The sequence below is a fragment of the Neisseria wadsworthii 9715 genome (genome assembly GCF_000227765.1).
Classification (GTDB): Bacteria; Pseudomonadota; Gammaproteobacteria; order Burkholderiales; family Neisseriaceae; genus Neisseria; species Neisseria wadsworthii.
Genome location: NZ_JH165159.1, coordinates 1,717,287 through 1,734,143, shown reverse-complemented (window position 1 = coordinate 1,734,143; position 16,857 = coordinate 1,717,287). Strand labels below are relative to the sequence as shown.

Below are 16,857 nucleotides of genomic sequence, written 5' to 3'. Positions count from 1 at the left end.
CCTTATTCGCTTTACTATTTGGAGATGTAGCATGAAACGAGTAGTGGTAACCGGTATCGGCATCGTGTCGAGCTTGGGTAACAACTGCCAAGAAGTGCTTGAATCACTCAAGAACTTAAAATCAGGCATTGAATTTGATCCTGTTTATCAGGAAATGGGTCTGCGCTCAAATGTTGCGGGCAACATTAAAATCGACACCAAAGAGCATATTGATCGAAAAGCCATACGTTTTATGGGTGATGCTGCCGCTTTTACTTATATAGCTATGAAAGAAGCTATTGAGAATGCCGGCTTAACTCCGGAAATGGTGTCTAACCCCCGTACGGGCATTGTGGCCGGTAGTGGCGGGGCTTCTTCTTCTGCTCAGGTTGAAGCTGCTGATATTTTGCGTGAAAAAGGCGTGAAACGCATCGGCCCGTACGGCGTAACCAAAACCATGGCTTCCACCGTTTCAGCTTGTTTGGCTACGCACTATCAAATTAAGGGTGTCAACTATTCCATCAGCTCTGCGTGTTCAACCAGTGCGCATTGTATCGGTAATGCGGCCGAGCTGATTCAGTTAGGTAAGCAGGATATTGTGTTCGCCGGCGGCGGTGAAGAAGTATCGTGGCAGATGAGCATGTTGTTTGATGCGATGGGCGCCATGTCGAGCAAATACAATGATGCGCCTCAAACTGCCAGCCGTGCTTATGATGCCGACCGAGACGGCTTCGTGATTTCCGGCGGCGGCAGCATCTTGGTGCTGGAAGAATACGAGCATGCTAAAGCGCGCGGTGCTAAGATTTTGTGTGAAATCACCGGTTACGGCGCTACTTCCGATGGCTATGATATGGTACAGCCTTCAGGTGAAGGTGCGGTGCGCTGCATGGAAATGGCTTTGGCACAACATGGCGGTAAGGTGGATTACATCAATGCACATGGCACCTCCACACCGGTGGGCGACACCAAAGAATTGGAAGCCATCCGTAAGGTGTTTAATGGAAAAGATGTGCCTTTTATCAGTTCTACCAAATCCCTTTCCGGTCACGCACTTGGTGCGGCGGGCTCTAATGAGGCAATTTATTCCATTTTGATGATGCAGAATGATTTTGTATGCGCCAGTGCCAATATTCAGAATATTGATGAAGAGGCGGTCGATCTGCCTATTTTGCGTGAGAATAAGCAGATGAAGCTGGATGCCGTGATGTCGAACAGCTTCGGTTTTGGCGGTACAAATGCCACATTGATTTTCAGCAGGGTTTAAATGCCTGTCTGAAAAACTGAATAAAGCACCCGGCTCAACAAAGCCGGGTGCTTTATTTTTGTGCTATGGTGGAATATGGTTAAACCCTTGCATAGTAACAGCATAGTCAATCAACTTAATTTTTACTACGTCGTTGCTGCGCTGTAGCTCAAAGAGAACGATTTTGTAAGCTGCTGAAGCAGCAACAAAATCAGTCCCGTACTACTTGTACTGTCTGCGGCTTGCTCTTGTATTAAAAATAAGTTGATTGACTGCCAAAAACTGTAACGGTATTGTGTTGTTATTCTTATTGTAAATAAAGTTTATTGGCTATAGTTACGGAAATGCCTGTCTGAAAGAGCGGTTTTCAGGTAGGCATTATGTGAATCGCTTCAGGAATTCTGCTACATTTCGTGCCATTTTGTCTCGCATTGTATGACTTTCATTTTCACAGTTATGTTGAAAACTTCGCTCGCTTCTTGTCTGAATGGAATATTGTGTTATACAATACACGCTTTCTTTCTCTAGCCGGGCCTGTAGCTCAGGGGTTAGAGCAGGGGACTCATAATCCCTTGGTCGTCGGTTCGAACCCGACCGGGCCCACCAAATACGAATCCGCATAATAGTTTATGCGGATTTAATTTTGCAAAAAAACTTTGTACGGTTTGGAAAAATTTGTATTGGATACTGAGCGGTGTTATTAAAGTGAAGTAAACCGAAGATAACGAAGATTGTGAAATGCCTGTCTGAAAAATTTTTCAGACAGGCATTGTGTTTATGTGTACATGGTTTTGCCTAACTATGCATTCCGTGCAGCGGTCATTTCGTAAGCCGTGTTTACTGCGGCAATCAGGCTGCCGGAACGGGCTTTGCCTGTACCTGCCAGCTCAAGGGCTGTGCCGTGGTCAACGGAGGTGCGGATAAACGGCAGGCCGAGGGTAATGTTGACGCTGTTGCCGAAGCCCGCGTATTTCAACACAGGTAAGCCCTGGTCGTGATACATGGCGAGCACGGCATCGGCGTGTTCCAGCATGAAGGGTTGAAAAAGGGTGTCGGCAGGATAGGGGCCGCGGATATCGATACCTTCTGCACGCAGGGTTTTAAATGCGGGGATGATGATGTCGATTTCTTCGCTTCCTAAATGCCCGCCTTCTCCGGCGTGCGGGTTGAGGCCGGCGGCGAGAATGCTGGGCGCTTCAATGCCGAATTTATGTTGTAGATCGTGGTGCAGCACGCGGACGATATTGTGCAACAGCGGTGCGTTGATGGCGGCGGCTACGTCTTTTAAAGGCAGGTGGGTGGTGGCCAGCGCAACGCGCAAACCACCGCCTGCCAGCATCATGACTACTTGTTTGGCTTCGGATTTTTCGGCTAGGTATTCGGTGTGTCCGCTGAAGAATGGGCCGCCCGCATCGTTGATGATGCCTTTGTGTAGCGGCGCGGTAACCATGCCGGCAAATTGTTTGCGCTCTATGCCTTCATAAGCGGTGTCTAAAAGGTCAAGCACGTAAGGTGCGTTGGCAACATCCAGCTTGCCGGCTTCACAAGGTGCGTTTAAAGGAATATGCCATACTTCCAGTACGCCTTTTTCAGGCAGGCTTTCCGGATCGTATTGTTTGATTGTGATGGATTTACCAAGCATTTGCGCACGTTGTTGCAGCAGATTGATGTCGCCCAAAATAACGGCGCGGCAGGGTAGGGCGGCGTGTACCAAATCAAGGCAGATGTCGGGGCCGATACCGGCAGGTTCGCCCGAGGTAATGGCTAATGTGGGTTGCATGACGGGGCTATTCCTAAGGGAAATGTTAAAACAGACTATATCATTAATTGCTTGGCAATGCCTGTCTGAAAAAAGGTTTCAGACAGGCATTTTACTGCTGACTGAAATTGTCATAGCAAGCTGTTATACTGAATTATGCTATGAGAATGTTGTTAACGGAATTGAGGAGCGGCAAATGAAATTAACCTTTTATACACACCCCATGTCGCGCGGCCGTATAGCCCGCTGGATGCTGGAAGAAACCGGATTGCCTTATGAAACCGTGTTGCTCGAATACGGCACCAGTATGAAAGCGCCTGAGTACCGCGCTATTAACCCGATGGGCAAGGTGCCTGCGCTAAAGCACGGTGATGTGGTAGTGACAGAAACGGCGGCAATCTGCATGTATCTTGCCGATTTGGTGCCGGAAAAGAAGCTTGCGCCGCCGGTAGGCAGCCCTGAACGTGGTGCTTATTACCGCTGGATCAGCTTTATGGCGCCACTAGAGCAGTTGATGATTGCCAAAACAAGTGGTGCGCCTTTGCCGAAATCTGAAAATGCGGGTTTCGGCACGGAAGCCGATTTGCTCGATACTTTGGAAGCTGCGTTGACAGACAGGGAGTATTTAGCAGGCGACACGTTTACCGCGGCTGATCTTTTGGTGGCCGCTTATGTGGGCTGGTATGTACAATTTAAATTGCTGGAACCGCGCCCGGCTTTTGTGCAGTTTGCAGAACGCCATCGAAAACGCCCTGCGGCTTTACGGGCCGATGAAATTGATGAAGAGCTGTTGGCTCAGCAGGGGAAATAAAAGCATAGTGGGTCAATTTACAAATCAGTATGACAACGAGTTCTTTTAAATCTTATCTGTTTCATACTGTTGTTAAGATGGCGCTAAAGGGCCGAGCGGCCTATTATTTTCTTGCTTCGCCAAAGCAAATGAATTAAGAAAGGCGACCACGGTTGCCGGTTTCTATGCAAGGCGTTTGTGAGGTAGTAGCCGAGATCTGCTAACGGTTTAAGCGCATTGATTTCAAATTGATTCAATATCGTAAACCATGCCTGTATGAAACTTTTTTCAGACAGGCATGGTTTATTTGGTCAACATGGATTTATTTATGAATCTGCAAGGCGGAAACTTTGATTTCTACTTTCCATTCCGGTTTGGCCAGTTTGGCTTCCACGCAGGCGCGGGCAGGCGTGTGATGGGGGGTTACCCAAGCGTCCCAAGCAATATTTACGGCGTCGTAATCAGCCATATCAGGCAGGAAAATGGTGGCTTCGAGAATATAGCTTTTATCGGATCCGCACCGTGCGAGCCAGTGGTCGATTTGCTCGAGTACGTTGCGGGTTTGTTCGGCGGCGTCCGCTTCCGTGTTTTCAGGTACCATGCCCGCAAGGAATACGAAACCGTTGGCAACAGTGGCTTCTGAAAGGCGGGGCGTTTGGCCGAAGTATTGAATGGTCATATTTCTTCCTTTGGGTGAGAATGGTTATTGAATGGAAAGCTATGTTAACATAAGGCAGGTTATCGTTTTTAAAAATTTTGCCATGGCTAAGCCTGATTATCCCGTTACCCCCGCTGTGCGCTTCTTGCGCGAGCATAATATTCATTTTGAACCTAAGCTTTATGATTATGTCGAACACGGTGGCACAGCCCATTCGGCTGCGTGTTTGGGCGTTGCCGAGCATGCGGTGGTAAAAACCATTGTGCTGCAAAACGAAGAGAAAAAAGGCTTAATTGTGTTGATGCACGGCGATAAACAGATTTCCACACGCAATCTGGCGCGCACACTCGGTATGAAACATATCGACCCTGCCGATCCGAAGCAGGCCAATAAGTGGACGGGCTTTTTGGTAGGCGGTACCAGCCCTTTCGGCACCAAAACCGCATTGCCGGTTTATGTGGAAGAAAGTATCTGGGCTTTAGATACAATTTATATCAACGGCGGCAAGCGCGGTTTTCTTGTGGCTGTTTCTCCGCAGGCTTTGCAAACCCTGAACCCTGTCAGCGTGAATGTGGCAGTTGACCATTAAAATAGATTGGAGAGGAATATGGACGAAATGAAAAATCACAATAACAACGAAGAGCAGAATATTGAGGTTGAAACAGCCGAACAACAGGCTGCGCCTGAGCATTTTGCAGGCTCAATACACTCGCCGGCGGTTTCTGAAAATATGCGCAATTATGCTTTGGCGGTTTATATACTTTATGCAGCCTCGATTTTGGTGGGTATTACGGCCATCGTGGGCGTGATCATTGCCTATATCAAGCGTGATGAAATGGCCGGAACAATTTATTACGACCATATGCAGTATCTGATTAAAACGTTTTGGATTGCGCTGGCCGGCAGCCTAATCGGCTGGATTACATCGTTTATCGGCATCGGTTTGATTGTGTTGTTTATAGTAGGCCTGTGGTTTATTTACCGTGTGGTGGTCGGTTTCATCAAGTTTAACGACAATCAGCCGGTATCGGTGGAAGGCTGGTTGTGACAACTGATTTTTAGATTTAGGCGGATGATGTTGTGAATCCGTATAATATAGCCGGGCGGTAAGCCCGGTTTTGTTGTGGGCATGAATGCCTGTCTGAAAGCTTTTGGCGGAAGTGAAAAAATGGTTTTTCTTATCAGCAGTATTGTGTGCAGCGTGGCCGTGTCGGTTTTGCTGAAAATGGCGCGTGCGAAGAAAATCGACATCGAACAGGCGGTGGCTGTGAATTATTTGGTGGCGATTGCGCTGTGTATGATTTTTCTCAAACCTGATTTGAGCACTTGGCGCAGCTTTTTGCCGACTTGGTGGGTATTTGGTGCGCTGGGCGTGTTGTTGCCCACGGTTTTTGTGATTATGGGGCGCTCGGTTGAACGGGCGGGGATTGTGAAGTCGGATGCTGCACAAAGATTGTCGTTGTTTCTGCCGATTTGCGCGTCGTTTCTGATTTTCGGTGAAACACTCACGCAAGGGCGGGCGGTTGGATTGGCGCTGGCGTTTACGGCATTGTTCTGCCTTTTGTGGAAATCCGGAGGCGGGAAAAAATCAGGAGGAATGATGGCAAATGCCGGCTTGCTGCTCGGCGTGTGGGCAGGCTACGGTGTGATTGATATTCTGTTCAAACAGGTGGCTAAAAGCGGCACGGCGTTTTCCGGCAATCTTTTGGTGGCTTTCTGTTTGGCGGGGATACTGATGTTTGGTTATCTGTTTGCTAAAGGCGTGAAATGGACCGCTGCCGGAATCCTCGGCGGCATGGTATTGGGTTGCTTGAATTTCGCCAATATCTTTACTTATGTGCGCGCCCATCAGGTGATGAGCGAAAGCCCGACTTTGGTGTTTGCGGGAATGAATATAGGTGTGATTGTGCTCGGTACGCTGGTGGGGGCGCTGGCGTTTAAGGAAAAAATCAGCAGCATCAATGCGGCGGGTATCGTGGTGGCCGTATGTGCTATTGCCTGCTTGTTTTATTGGCCGCAAATCAGTGGTGCTTTAGGGCTGTAAGGTGTAGCGGATGCAATGCCTGTCTGAATATTTTCAGACAGGCATTGTTCTATTGAAATAATCAATAAGATGATAATATTCACTTTTATATTTCAAAGATAAAAAGGGAAAACGTGCGCTTTTTTGAACGCTGTCTGCCTGCGTGGGTGGTTGGAATTACAGCTTCTTTTGCGCTGCCGGCCGTGCCCGCTTGGTATGTTGCGGCTATGGCAGGTTTGGGTTTGCTGCTTGCTGCGCGGCGTAGTGGTGTGGCGGCTGTGTTGCTGGTGGCACTTTTGGGCGCCGTTTACGGTACATGGCGCACAGAGCTCGTGCTGGCAAACCAATGGCCGGTCGCGCAGGTTGAAGCAAATATGCTGACGCTTAAGGTAACGGGCTTACCGCAGCGGGAAGAGCGGTGGGTGCGTTTTGAAGCTCAAGTGCAGGATTTTTCCGGGCGGCAATGGCGGGTTCAGCTTTCCGATTATTCGCTTCGCGACTGGCCGATAGGCAGTGTGTGGCGGGCGAAAGTGCGGGTGAGGGCGCCTGTGGGCGAGGTGAATCTGCGTGGGTTTAACCGGGAGGCATGGGCTTTGGCCAATGGATTGAGCGGTACGGGAACGGTTGGGAAAGAACGTGAGCGTATCGGGCAGGGACAGGAGATCGGTTTGCAGCAGCTGCGCGCGGCTGTTAGCGGCAACTGGCAGCAGGTGCAGGGATTTGAACAGGGTGTGGCATTGATGCGGGCTTTGAGTATAGGCGAGCAAAGTGCGCTGCCGAATCGGGCTTGGCAAGCATTCCGCCCTTTGGGTTTGACGCATTTGGTCAGCATATCCGGCCTGCATGTCAGCATGGTGGGGTTGCTGGCGGCATTGCTGGCGCGGATGGTGTTGCGCCGTTTGCCGTTTTCATTTAAACGGCCGCGCACGGTGATGCTGCTTGTTGGTTTGTCGGCGGCATTTGCTTATGCGCTGCTGGCAGGGTTTGGTGTGCCGACTCAGCGCACGGTGTTGATGTTGGCGGCATTTGCCTGGATTTGGCATTCGAGGAAAGGGCAGTCGGTTTGGTTTGCCTGGTGGGCGGCGCTTGCCGCGGTGTTGTTGTTTGATCCGCTGGCTGTGCTGGGTGTGGGCACATGGCTTTCGTTTGGTTTAGTAGCTGCTTTGCTGTGGGTAAGTGCTTGGCGGCTGGAAGAAAAAGGACAGGTTGTGTTTTGGCGCGGCCAGTACGCGTTGTTGCTGGTATCTTTGGTGGCGCTGGGATTTATGTTTGCGGCGTTGCCCTTAATCAGCTCTTTGGTAAATTTGATTGCTGTACCGTGGTTTTCATGGGTGTTGGTGCCGTTGGCATTGGCGGCTTCTGCTTTTCCTGTTGAGCCTTTGCAAATGCTGGCGGCAGGTGCGGGCGAATATACGATGCGGGCATTGTTTTGGCTGGGAAGCTGGGCGCCTGAGTGGAGTATGGCTGCGGCGCCGGTAAGTTTGTTGTGGCTGGCTGTTGCTGCGGTGTTGGTGGCTTTGTTGCCTCGGGGGCTGGGGCTGAAGCCGTGGGCATTTGTTGTGTTGGCAGGTTTTACTTTTTACCGCCCGCCTGCCGTGCCGAAACAGGCTTTGAAGATTATGGTGTGGGATGTCGGACAGGGGCTGGCTGTGAGTTTTCATACTGCTTCTAAAACGCTGTTGTTTGATACGGGCACGGAAGCAGCGGCGCAAACGCAGTTGATACCGAGCTTGCGTGCAATGGGTGTGCATAAGCTGGATGGAGCCGTGTTTTCACATCATGATAATGATCACGACGGCGGCGCAATGCTTATCAGACAGGCATTCAGCCCGGCAACACTGTGGGCGGGGCAACCTGAATTTTACCCAAATGCACTGTCTTGCCATGAGGCGGAAGCATGGGATTGGGATGGTGTGCATTTTGAATTTTTAAGCCTGTCTGAAAAAGCGGGTGATGACAATGAACAAAGCTGTGTGTTGCGTGTAGTGGCGGCTGAAAAAGCGTTGCTGGTTACAGGGGATTTGAGCCAGCGGGGTGAGCAGGCATTAATCTCGCGTTACGGCAGCGGGCTATACAGCCAAGTGCTGATACTCGGCCATCACGGCAGCAGTAGCGCTTCTTCCGGGGCATTTTTAAACGCGGTTGCACCGCAATATGCTATTGCCTCCAGCGGTTTTGCCAATGCTTACGGGCATCCGGCAAAAGCGGTAAAAACACGTTTGCGGGCACATGGCATTCAGCTTTTACGCACCGATTTGCAAGGAGCCCGGCTAGTTGGTTTTGAGCCGGAAGAGGCTTTATCGCTAGGTGCGGAGCGGCATGAGAACAAAGCATATTGGCAGAAAAAGCCTTTTGGGAAAGAAGCCGGGCAAAACGAATCAATGCCGTAGCGGAGACAGGCATGTCACCACGATGCCAGATGGTTATTTGATAAAAACCATTGGTTTCAGATGGTTGGTGTAAGTATAATCCTGTCGAAATAGTGGTATCGCAAATAAATTTTATTTCTGCTACGGCGTTGCTGCACCTTGCTGCCTTGTATCAAAAATAAGTTTATTTGCTATGGTTAAATTAGTGTCACCTTTTAGAGATGAAATAAATGAACAATTATCAACTGAAAATCACACGCGAAGACAATAGCTCGGAGATAATTTATGCAGATGCTGCCCTGCCTGCACAAGTGGAGGCGCATAGTGGTGAAGTTTTTGCTGTGTATGATGCGGAAGGTAATTTGGTTGATGTAATTGCCAAGCAGGAAGGCGAAGATTTGCTTCTGCTACCGCAAAATAGTGGGCAGCCGGTGGCGGAAATCAAGGGATATTACCGATATTATGCTGATTTCGTAAACGGTGAAACAACAGTCGCGCCGTTGCAGGGTAAGCCGATGCTGGCGGAAGAGGCGGGCATAGGAACCAAAGCGGCAATTGGTGCAGGTGTGTTGCTGGGTATCGGTGCTATTGCCGCTGCGGCGGGCAGTTCGGGCGGAGGAGGTTCTTCTTCTAATGAAAACCGAGACCGGAAAATCACTTTAAAGCTTGATAAAATTACCGGCGACGGTGTATTGAACGTAACCGAAGCTCAGGCTCCGGTGACGATCAGTGGTTCTGCACAAGGTGCTGTTGCCGGAGATGAAGTGCAGATTAATGTGAACGGTAAAACGTATCAGGCATCAGTTGCGTCCAACGGAACATTCAGTGTGAAAGTCAACGCTGCCGATTTGGTTGGCAGCAGCAAGCACGCGGTAACGGCGTCGGCAAACGGAGCGGAATCGGTGAGTCAGAGCTACAAGCTGCAAAACGAAGTAGCCGCACAAATCCGCTTGAATCCCGTGGTGGGGAGAAGCGACGTGGTCGGAGAGAGCAGGGCAGACGACATTGTTACGCTTGGTGGCAAGATTTCAAGTGAAAATGCTGCGCTTCAGAAATATATTCAAAACGGTTGGATTAGCGCTTTGGAAATAGGCATCGGTAGCCAGATTTACCGTGCAAGCGTCAATAGTGCAGACGGTTCGTTCAGTTTCAAGGCTAATCTGAATGACTTGGCCAAAGCAGAAGGCGAGCGTGTTTGGGTGAAATATGCCGAAAGTGCGTTTTCTTTTGTTACTGAACGCGGTAATGGAGAGTACGAGCTTCATCATGGCTTCCCTCAGGATGCGGATTTATCTAGTGTGAGCGTTGCTTTTTCTCACGATTTGCTGCTGAAAGATAAAAACGGCAACTACAGCGTGGATGCTGCTGCCGGAAATGCGCTGGTAACAGAAATCAGCGGTGCGGTAAGCGGGGCCGGCAAAATCGGCGATAAGGTTATTGTTACCGTAAACGGCACCGAATACAGCACTTCGGTCGGTAAGGGCAAAACTTTCAGTGTGAAAGTGAAAAATAGCGACCTTTATGCCGATACCGACCAAACCGTGAGCGCCGTGTTGAACACCAAAAATGCGGAAGGCGAAGTCATCTCCGTTTCAGACAGGGATACTTATGCCGTAAAAGAAACGCCTGATGGCGGCGATATAGGCGAATCGGGCAACAAAAATCTGCCCTATTTTATCCGCGCATTGGGCGACGGCAGTTTTCAGGATAAAGGCCTTTCTTTCGGCTATCTCGATAACACGTCCAACTGGCGCGGGCCCGGCAGCGCTTTGATTGTTCATTACGCGTTTGACCCCGAAAGCAAAATTGACCGCAGAACAGGGGAGAAGCTCAATGGCGGTATGCCGTTTAGTGAGAATCAGAAAAACGATATTCGGGCTTTGTTTGAAAGCTATACCAAATATGCCGGTATCACGTTAATCGAAACCGATGACGTCGAATCGGCGGATATGGTGCTTTATCTGGACGATATGACTTCCTCCGAAAAAAACTTGGGGGATAACCATGATACCGCGGGCTATGCTTATCCGGGCGGTGACGTACATTTATCGACCCAATTGTTTTCAGAAGATGATGCGTTTAGCCACTATAACGGTGCCCTTACGCTGTTGCATGAAGTGATGCACAGTTTTGGCTTCGAGCATCCTTTCAATGAAGACAGCGGCGATAATCCCGACAGTAAAAGCAATCTGAATAAAAGCGAAGATCTGGCGGCGGAAGAAGACGAGTTCAGCTATACCTTGATGTCTTATACACCCGGGGACAGCGTAGGTACGCTTGATTTACGCGTTTTCGATCTGGCAGCGCTGCATTACAACTTTGGCGTTAATCATGGTCAGAAAAGCGGTAACGACATCTACACCTTCTCCAGCTTCAACCGTACCAGCGACGGTGGCGTGTATATCTGGGATGGTAAAGGCACCGATACATTCGATGCTTCAGACGCATGGGCGGGTGTGACCGCCAGCCTGGTGCCTGGTTCGTGGAACTATATCGGAGAAAAAAGCCGCTACTTCATTCATCAGGGGTACGAGTTGATTAATGTGCCTCAGGCATTCGGCATTGGAAACAGCAAAGTTTGGTCTGAAGCCGCAGGTGATTATGTCAAAGAAACCGTGAAGAGCATCTATACCGTCGGTCAGGCTTTTATCGGCTACGGCACACAGATTGAAAATTTGATTGGTTCGCGTTACAGCGATAAGTTGACTGGAAATGATGCGGATAACCTGATTGAGGGCGGAGCAGGCAACGATACCATCAACGGCGGTGCAGGCAACGATATTCTCGACGGTGGCGCGGGTAACGACACGCTGGCGGGCGGTGCAGGCAATGATATTTATCACGTTGATAGCGTGTATGACCGCATAGTCGAAGCAGAAAACGAAGGTGACGACAGCGTGGTGAGCACAAACAATTTTGAGCTTTCCGAGCACCTCGAAAACCTTACTTTGCTGGGAGAGACCGCTATCAGAGGCACGGGTAATGACGGAGACAACCGCATTGTCGGCAACAGTGCCGATAATGTAATCAACGGCAAAGCAGGTAATGATGTGATTATCGGCGGCAAAGGCAGCGACACGCTTACCGGCGGAGCGGGTGCCGACACATTTGTGTTCAATACCCAGCTTGACGGTTCGATCGATACCATCACCGATTTTCAGTCCGGTACCGACAAAATCGGCTTAAGCAGCCTTGTGTTCGGCATGGATACCATTACCGATACCATGTTGGCATTCGGCGCTGATAAAGCCACGGCGGGAACACGTTTGGTTTATGATAAAGGCACTCTTTATTATGATGCCGACGGATCGGGAAGCGGCGGTGCAGTTGCGTTTGCCAAGCTTGCATTGGATAGCGAACAGTCGGCGCAAAACATTTTTGTAGTTGTATAGTATATATCTTTAAGAATGCCTGTCTGAATAATCTTCAGACAGGCATTTTTTAGCGCTGAATCATAATACTTTAGTATTAACCAATAAGTGGTATAAAAAGCGGATTTGCCGCATGTTATAAACACATTCGCTTATGGAACCGATACCAAAAAAGGAAACAATATGAATCTTCGCAAAACACTACTTACACTGGCGCTCACCGCCGCTATGCCGGCTGCATTTGCGGCTGAAATTACCGTATCGGCTGCTGCCAGCCTAAGCGATGTTTTTAAAGAAATCGCCGCTCAATACGAAAAGCAATATCCCGATGCCAAAATCAAACTGAACACCGCCGCTTCCGGTGCTTTATTGCAGCAAGCGGCTAAAGGTGCGCCGGTTGATGTATTGGCATTTGCCGATCAGAAAACCATGGATATGGCGGTCGAGCAAAACCTGATTGTGCCGGCTACGCGCAAAAATTTTGCCCGCAATACCTTGGTGGTTGTGGCGCCCGGTGACAGCAAGTTGACGGTTAAGGGTTTGAAAGACTTGCAACAAAGTAGCGTGAAACGCATTGCCGTGGGCAACCCGGACAGCGTGCCTGCAGGCCGTTATGCTAAAGCCGCTTTGGAAAAAGCCGGTGTTTGGGCTTCGATTACCCCGAAAATCATCAACACCCAAAATGTCCGCCAGGCGCTTGATTATGTAGCGCGCGGCGAAGTGGAAGCCGGTTTTGTGTACAACACCGATGCGCAGATTCAGAATGACAAAGTGAAAGTGTTGTGGACTGTGCCGCTGGACAAGCCGGCTACTTACCCGATTGCCGTGGCGAAAGACAGCAAACAACAAGCTGAAGCCAAGCGCTTTGCCGATTACATTCTTTCGACTAAAGGGCAGGCAGTATTACAAAAATACGGTTTCACGAAACCTTAACCTCGGTGATTTTCAGACAGGCATTGTGTTAGCAGGCACAATGCCTGTCTGAAATTCATAGTGATTGTGGCTATGGTGAATCAACTTAAAAATAATACACTCGTCATACTCGGGCTTGGCCCGAGTGTCAGCCGGTGTTGCTGGAATTCAAAACCTGTTTTGCTTTCTCTGAAAAGCCCGCTGTGTTCGGCGGCATCCCGTGGCGGCAATGGTGATTTCAGACCTCTCAAATTGTTTATTTTTAAGCTTTTCGATTATAAAACCTATGCCTGTCTGAAAAAGTTTAACTTACTCTATGACCGAACCCATCTTCATAACCCTTTACCTTTCCTTGAAAGTAGCCGGGCTGGCTACGCTGCTTAATATTATTGTCGGCACTGCGGCGGGCTTTGCTTTGGCGCGCCTAAAATTTTGGGGACGAGATTTTTTAGATACGGTGCTCACTTTGCCGATGGTTATGCCGCCAACCGTGCTCGGCTATTACCTGCTCGTGCTGCTTGGGCGTAAAGGCCCTTTGGGAAGTTGGCTGCAAGAGCATTTCGGCATCACGCTGATTTTTACCTGGCAGGGCGCTGTGATTGCCGCAATGGTGGTAACCTTTCCGCTTATTTTTAAACCTGCAAGGGCAGCATTTGAAAATGTGAACCCGCAGCTCGAACAAGCCGCGCGGTCGCTTGGTTTGGGGGCTGCCGCCGTATTTTTCCGAGTGAGCCTGCCTTTGGCATGGCGCGGTATTTTGGCCGGCGTGTTATTGGCGTTTGCACGTGCTTTGGGCGAGTTCGGCGCCACGCTGATGGTGGCGGGCAGCATTCCTAACGAAACGCAAACCCTTTCCATTGCTGTTTACGAAGCGGTACAAGCGGGTAACGATTCGCTAGCGAACAGTTTGGTATTGCTGATTTCAGTGGTGTGTGTGGTGATTCTGTTGGCCATCGGCCGTGTGGCAGGCGGTAAGGAAAGGAAAGCGTGATGCTGTTTGATTTTTCTTTGCAGAAAAAATTTACCGCATTTGAATTAGACGTTTCATTGCAGTCGGATTCACCGAATATCGCCATTGTAGGCGCGTCGGGTTCCGGCAAAACGCTGACGCTCAACATGCTCGCAGGTTTGCTAAAAGCTGATTCGGGTTATATCCGTATTCAAGGCGAGCAGTGGTTTGACGGCAAACGGCACCTGCCGCCGCAAGAGCGGCGGGTGGGGCTGGTGTTTCAGGATTACGCACTGTTTCCACACTTAACCGTGGCGCAAAACATTGCGTTCGGCCTCAATAGAGGGCTTGCCAACCCCAAACAGAAACATGCTCAGGTGCAGGCTGCTTCGTGGTTGGAGAGAATGCAGCTTTCACATGTGGCCGCGCATTATCCTAGTGAAATTTCCGGCGGTCAAAAGCAGCGCACGGCGCTGGCGCGCGCTTTGGCCAACCGGCCGAAGCTTTTGTTGCTCGACGAGCCTTTCTCCGCACTCGACACGGATTTGCGCGGCCAAATGAGGCAGGAAGTGGGTGCTCTCGCCAGAGAACAATGTGTGCCGCTGATTCTGATTACGCACGACACGCAGGATGCCGAGGCTTTAGCCGATCAAATATGGCGGATGGAAGCCGGTAGGCTGATGCGTGTAAACTGAATGCCTGTCTGAAAAGATATTTTGAAGTGTATCAAACAAAAAAACGCATCCTGTAAAAGAGGATGCGTTTTCATCATGAAATGCTGCTTACATAGCGTTGCAAGAAGTCTCTACTTTATTGCCGTAAGGATCAGCAAAGCTGAAGAATGCTTCGCCGCCTTTTGAATGCCATTGGGCACCGCTGCCGAACAGGCCTTTATTGGCGGTATAGAGTTCGCCTGAAGCAGAACGGGTTTGAGTCAATACAGCGCGTTTGTCATCTAAGGTCAATTCGATTTTGCTGTCACTCAATTGGCGGACTTGAACAGACAGGCCGTTTTGGCAAGTAAATTGAGTTGCCGCACCGCTTTGAGCTTGGCTGTGGCCATGATGATGGCTATGATCGTGGCTGGGAGTTTGGTTGGAAACAGGTACAACACAGGCAGCTAAAGTTAAAACAGCAGCAACAGACAGTAAAGATTTTATTTTCATGTTTATTCTCTCCAAAAATGGATAATGACCAGCCGCACCATGCCGCTGGCAGATTTCCATACTATGGCTAGTAGGAGAAATAGGCAAACCTGTTTAACTCGAATTTACGCCACGTTATTGAAATTTCGCAGAAATTAATGTCTTTTAAATACATCAATTTCGACTAAATAATGATGGTTTGTTTGGCCTTTTATATTAAAGTGGGCTGCTAAGGCGCTTTTTTAAAGAAACGTAATGCCTGTCTGAAAACATGTTAAGATATTTAATCTGTTAATAGTGTTCAATATGCAAATGAATCAACGAGATATGCTTGGATCGGGCTGGATGGTGGTGGCGGCAGCGCTTTTTACGCTGATGAATTTATGGATTAAGGAAGCCGGGCAATATGGTTTCGGTACGGGAGAATTGGTGTTTTGGCGTATGGCGTTTTCGGCTGTGGTGCTGGGTGTAATGGCCAAAGCGCAGGGAAAAACATTTGCCACACCACACCTTAAAGCGCATCTGAACCGCAGTATTTCGGGCACTTTGGGTATGTTTTGCATTTTTTATGCGGTAATACACCTGCCGCTGGCTACGGGGGTAACGCTCAGCTATACCTCGTCGATTTTTTTGGCTTTGTTGTCGTTTCTGGTGCTGAAGGAGAAAATCCCGGCCTATACGCAGCTGATGCTGGTGCTGGGCTTTGCCGGCGTGGTATTGCTGCTAAACCCTTCGTTTAAAAGTGGGCAGGAGGTAGCCGCTTTGGTGGGTTTGCTGGGCGGTTTGCTGGCGGGCTGGGCGTATTTGCAGGTGAGGGAGCTTTCATTGTTGGGCGAACCGGCTTGGCGGGTGGTGTTTTATCTTTCGCTGGTCGGCACGGTAATGGGGGCGGCATGGGCAACGGTTTCAGGCTGGCATATGCCTTCGGGCGCGGCTTGGCTTTATATTTTGGGCATCGGCGCTTCGGCATTGGGCGCGCAGCTGGCAATGACGCATGCTTATAAAGTGGGGCGGAAATTCACGGTGGCCGCGCTGGCTTACCTGACGGTGGCGTTTTCCACGCTGGTGGGTATTTTCTGGCTGGGCGATAAAATCGGCTGGCAAGAATGGCTGGGGATGGTTATCATAGTGTTGAGCGGCGTGTTGAGTGCGCTGAAAAAATAGCGGCATGCCGAAGCGGTTTCAGACAGGCATTGCGATGTTCAGTAAATACAAAAAGATAAGGAGAACAAAATGATTTCGATCCGAGAACAAGACTACGGCTTGGACATTGCGCTTTACAATGAGTTTACGCTGGAAGATTTCCGCAGCTTTGAAGAAGCCGCGCTGGGTACGGTTAAACGTATCCACCGTCCGGATTTGCTGCTGGATTTATCTATGCTTAAAGATTTTACAATCGATATGGCGATCGAGCAGCTTAAGTTTTTGCGCGAGCATGAAGATGAATTCGGCCGTATTGCGATTGTGGTGGATGATGTATGGATTCGCTTAGGCACACATATTTCCAGCTTGCTCACCAATCAGCGCCCCAAATATTTCGACGATGTGGCTTCCGCACAGGCGTGGTTGAGGTCGGATTCTTGAGGTTTTGTTTGATCGCCGGTGTTTGGGCTTACGGGCGTTTGAGAGCGGTTGAATAAAATGCCTGTCTGAAAATAT

Annotated in this window: 15 protein-coding genes and 1 tRNA gene; 13 read left to right on the top strand and 3 right to left on the bottom strand. The window is 49.6% G+C overall.

Annotation, left to right across the window (positions count from 1 at the left end):
- The first annotated feature begins 31 nt into the window (after nt 1-31).
- A complete protein-coding gene (fabB, locus tag HMPREF9370_RS08000) occupies nt 32-1,243 on the top strand; it encodes a beta-ketoacyl-ACP synthase I (protein WP_009116931.1) in 1,212 nt (403 codons plus the stop codon).
- Between the two features lie 509 nt (nt 1,244-1,752).
- Nucleotides 1,753-1,828 (top strand) — tRNA-Ile (locus HMPREF9370_RS07995).
- 193 nt (nt 1,829-2,021) lie between these two features.
- On the opposite strand, the gene pdxA is transcribed toward HMPREF9370_RS07995, so the two are convergent.
- Nucleotides 2,022-3,002, bottom strand: a complete 981-nt coding sequence (pdxA, locus tag HMPREF9370_RS07990) for a 4-hydroxythreonine-4-phosphate dehydrogenase PdxA (RefSeq protein ID WP_009116930.1) — start codon at nt 3,000-3,002, stop codon at nt 2,022-2,024.
- Between the two features lie 175 nt (nt 3,003-3,177).
- Between pdxA and HMPREF9370_RS07985 the strand changes: the two genes are divergently transcribed.
- Nucleotides 3,178-3,792, top strand: coding sequence for a glutathione S-transferase family protein (locus HMPREF9370_RS07985; RefSeq protein ID WP_156792988.1), 615 nt, complete (start codon nt 3,178-3,180; stop codon nt 3,790-3,792).
- Nucleotides 3,793-4,093: 301 nt separating this feature from the next.
- Here the strand turns inward: HMPREF9370_RS07985 and HMPREF9370_RS07980 are convergent, their stop codons facing one another.
- Nucleotides 4,094-4,450, bottom strand: a complete 357-nt coding sequence (locus tag HMPREF9370_RS07980; RefSeq protein WP_009116928.1) for a RidA family protein — start codon at nt 4,448-4,450, stop codon at nt 4,094-4,096.
- Between the two features lie 82 nt (nt 4,451-4,532).
- On the opposite strand from HMPREF9370_RS07980, the gene ybaK reads away from it, so the two are divergent.
- The 8 genes from ybaK (at nt 4,533) to HMPREF9370_RS07940 (ending at nt 14,748) form a co-directional block, all read left to right on the top strand.
- Nucleotides 4,533-5,018 carry a Cys-tRNA(Pro) deacylase gene (gene ybaK, locus HMPREF9370_RS07975; protein WP_040667571.1) on the top strand — a complete coding sequence of 162 codons (486 nt, stop codon included), beginning with the start codon at nt 4,533-4,535 and terminating at the stop codon, nt 5,016-5,018.
- Between the two features lie 27 nt (nt 5,019-5,045).
- The gene (locus tag HMPREF9370_RS07970) at nt 5,046-5,477 is read left to right on the top strand and encodes a DUF4870 family protein (protein WP_244963443.1); all 432 of its coding nucleotides are present in this window, start codon (nt 5,046-5,048) and stop codon (nt 5,475-5,477) included.
- Between the two features lie 120 nt (nt 5,478-5,597).
- Nucleotides 5,598-6,473 carry a DMT family transporter gene (locus HMPREF9370_RS07965; protein ID WP_040667569.1) on the top strand — a complete coding sequence of 292 codons (876 nt, stop codon included), beginning with the start codon at nt 5,598-5,600 and terminating at the stop codon, nt 6,471-6,473.
- 113 nt (nt 6,474-6,586) lie between these two features.
- Nucleotides 6,587-8,842, top strand: a complete 2,256-nt coding sequence (locus HMPREF9370_RS07960) for a DNA internalization-related competence protein ComEC/Rec2 (RefSeq protein WP_009116924.1) — start codon at nt 6,587-6,589, stop codon at nt 8,840-8,842.
- A gap of 209 nt (nt 8,843-9,051) precedes the next feature.
- Complete coding sequence (locus HMPREF9370_RS11655; protein WP_009116923.1) at nt 9,052-12,213, top strand: Ig-like domain-containing protein; 3,162 nt, start codon at nt 9,052-9,054, stop codon at nt 12,211-12,213.
- A gap of 162 nt (nt 12,214-12,375) precedes the next feature.
- Nucleotides 12,376-13,125: a molybdate ABC transporter substrate-binding protein gene (gene modA / locus HMPREF9370_RS07950; protein ID WP_009116922.1), complete on the top strand. Its 750-nt coding sequence runs from the start codon at nt 12,376-12,378 to the stop codon at nt 13,123-13,125.
- A 295-nt stretch (nt 13,126-13,420) separates the two neighbouring features.
- Nucleotides 13,421-14,095 carry a molybdate ABC transporter permease subunit gene (gene modB, locus HMPREF9370_RS07945; protein WP_009116921.1) on the top strand — a complete coding sequence of 225 codons (675 nt, stop codon included), beginning with the start codon at nt 13,421-13,423 and terminating at the stop codon, nt 14,093-14,095.
- Nucleotides 14,095-14,748, top strand: a complete 654-nt coding sequence (locus tag HMPREF9370_RS07940) for a sulfate/molybdate ABC transporter ATP-binding protein (protein WP_009116920.1) — start codon at nt 14,095-14,097, stop codon at nt 14,746-14,748. The genes modB and HMPREF9370_RS07940 overlap by 1 nt, the downstream gene beginning before the upstream one ends.
- Before the next feature lie 87 nt (nt 14,749-14,835).
- Here HMPREF9370_RS07940 and HMPREF9370_RS07935 read toward each other — a convergent pair whose 3' ends face one another.
- Nucleotides 14,836-15,219 carry an MliC family protein gene (locus tag HMPREF9370_RS07935; RefSeq protein ID WP_040667068.1) on the bottom strand — a complete coding sequence of 128 codons (384 nt, stop codon included), beginning with the start codon at nt 15,217-15,219 and terminating at the stop codon, nt 14,836-14,838.
- 285 nt (nt 15,220-15,504) lie between these two features.
- Here HMPREF9370_RS07935 and HMPREF9370_RS07930 point away from each other — a divergent pair, with 285 nt between their 5' ends.
- Nucleotides 15,505-16,362: a DMT family transporter gene (locus HMPREF9370_RS07930; protein ID WP_009116918.1), complete on the top strand. Its 858-nt coding sequence runs from the start codon at nt 15,505-15,507 to the stop codon at nt 16,360-16,362.
- A 69-nt stretch (nt 16,363-16,431) separates the two neighbouring features.
- Nucleotides 16,432-16,782 carry a SpoIIAA family protein gene (locus tag HMPREF9370_RS07925; RefSeq protein ID WP_009116917.1) on the top strand — a complete coding sequence of 117 codons (351 nt, stop codon included), beginning with the start codon at nt 16,432-16,434 and terminating at the stop codon, nt 16,780-16,782.
- Nucleotides 16,783-16,857 lie beyond the last annotated feature (75 nt).

Coding starts and splice junctions, on each gene's coding strand:
- fabB (WP_009116931.1), top strand. CDS start 32: ATGAAACGAGTAGTGGTAACCGGTATCGGCATCGTGTCGAGCTTGGGT.
- pdxA (WP_009116930.1), bottom strand. CDS start 3,002: ATGCAACCCACATTAGCCATTACCTCGGGCGAACCTGCCGGTATCGGC.
- HMPREF9370_RS07985 (WP_156792988.1), top strand. CDS start 3,178: ATGAAATTAACCTTTTATACACACCCCATGTCGCGCGGCCGTATAGCC.
- HMPREF9370_RS07980 (WP_009116928.1), bottom strand. CDS start 4,450: ATGACCATTCAATACTTCGGCCAAACGCCCCGCCTTTCAGAAGCCACT.
- ybaK (WP_040667571.1), top strand. CDS start 4,533: ATGGCTAAGCCTGATTATCCCGTTACCCCCGCTGTGCGCTTCTTGCGC.
- HMPREF9370_RS07970 (WP_244963443.1), top strand. CDS start 5,046: ATGAAAAATCACAATAACAACGAAGAGCAGAATATTGAGGTTGAAACA.
- HMPREF9370_RS07965 (WP_040667569.1), top strand. CDS start 5,598: ATGGTTTTTCTTATCAGCAGTATTGTGTGCAGCGTGGCCGTGTCGGTT.
- HMPREF9370_RS11655 (WP_009116923.1), top strand. CDS start 9,052: ATGAACAATTATCAACTGAAAATCACACGCGAAGACAATAGCTCGGAG.
- modA (WP_009116922.1), top strand. CDS start 12,376: ATGAATCTTCGCAAAACACTACTTACACTGGCGCTCACCGCCGCTATG.
- modB (WP_009116921.1), top strand. CDS start 13,421: ATGACCGAACCCATCTTCATAACCCTTTACCTTTCCTTGAAAGTAGCC.
- HMPREF9370_RS07940 (WP_009116920.1), top strand. CDS start 14,095: ATGCTGTTTGATTTTTCTTTGCAGAAAAAATTTACCGCATTTGAATTA.
- HMPREF9370_RS07935 (WP_040667068.1), bottom strand. CDS start 15,219: ATGAAAATAAAATCTTTACTGTCTGTTGCTGCTGTTTTAACTTTAGCT.
- HMPREF9370_RS07930 (WP_009116918.1), top strand. CDS start 15,505: ATGCAAATGAATCAACGAGATATGCTTGGATCGGGCTGGATGGTGGTG.
- HMPREF9370_RS07925 (WP_009116917.1), top strand. CDS start 16,432: ATGATTTCGATCCGAGAACAAGACTACGGCTTGGACATTGCGCTTTAC.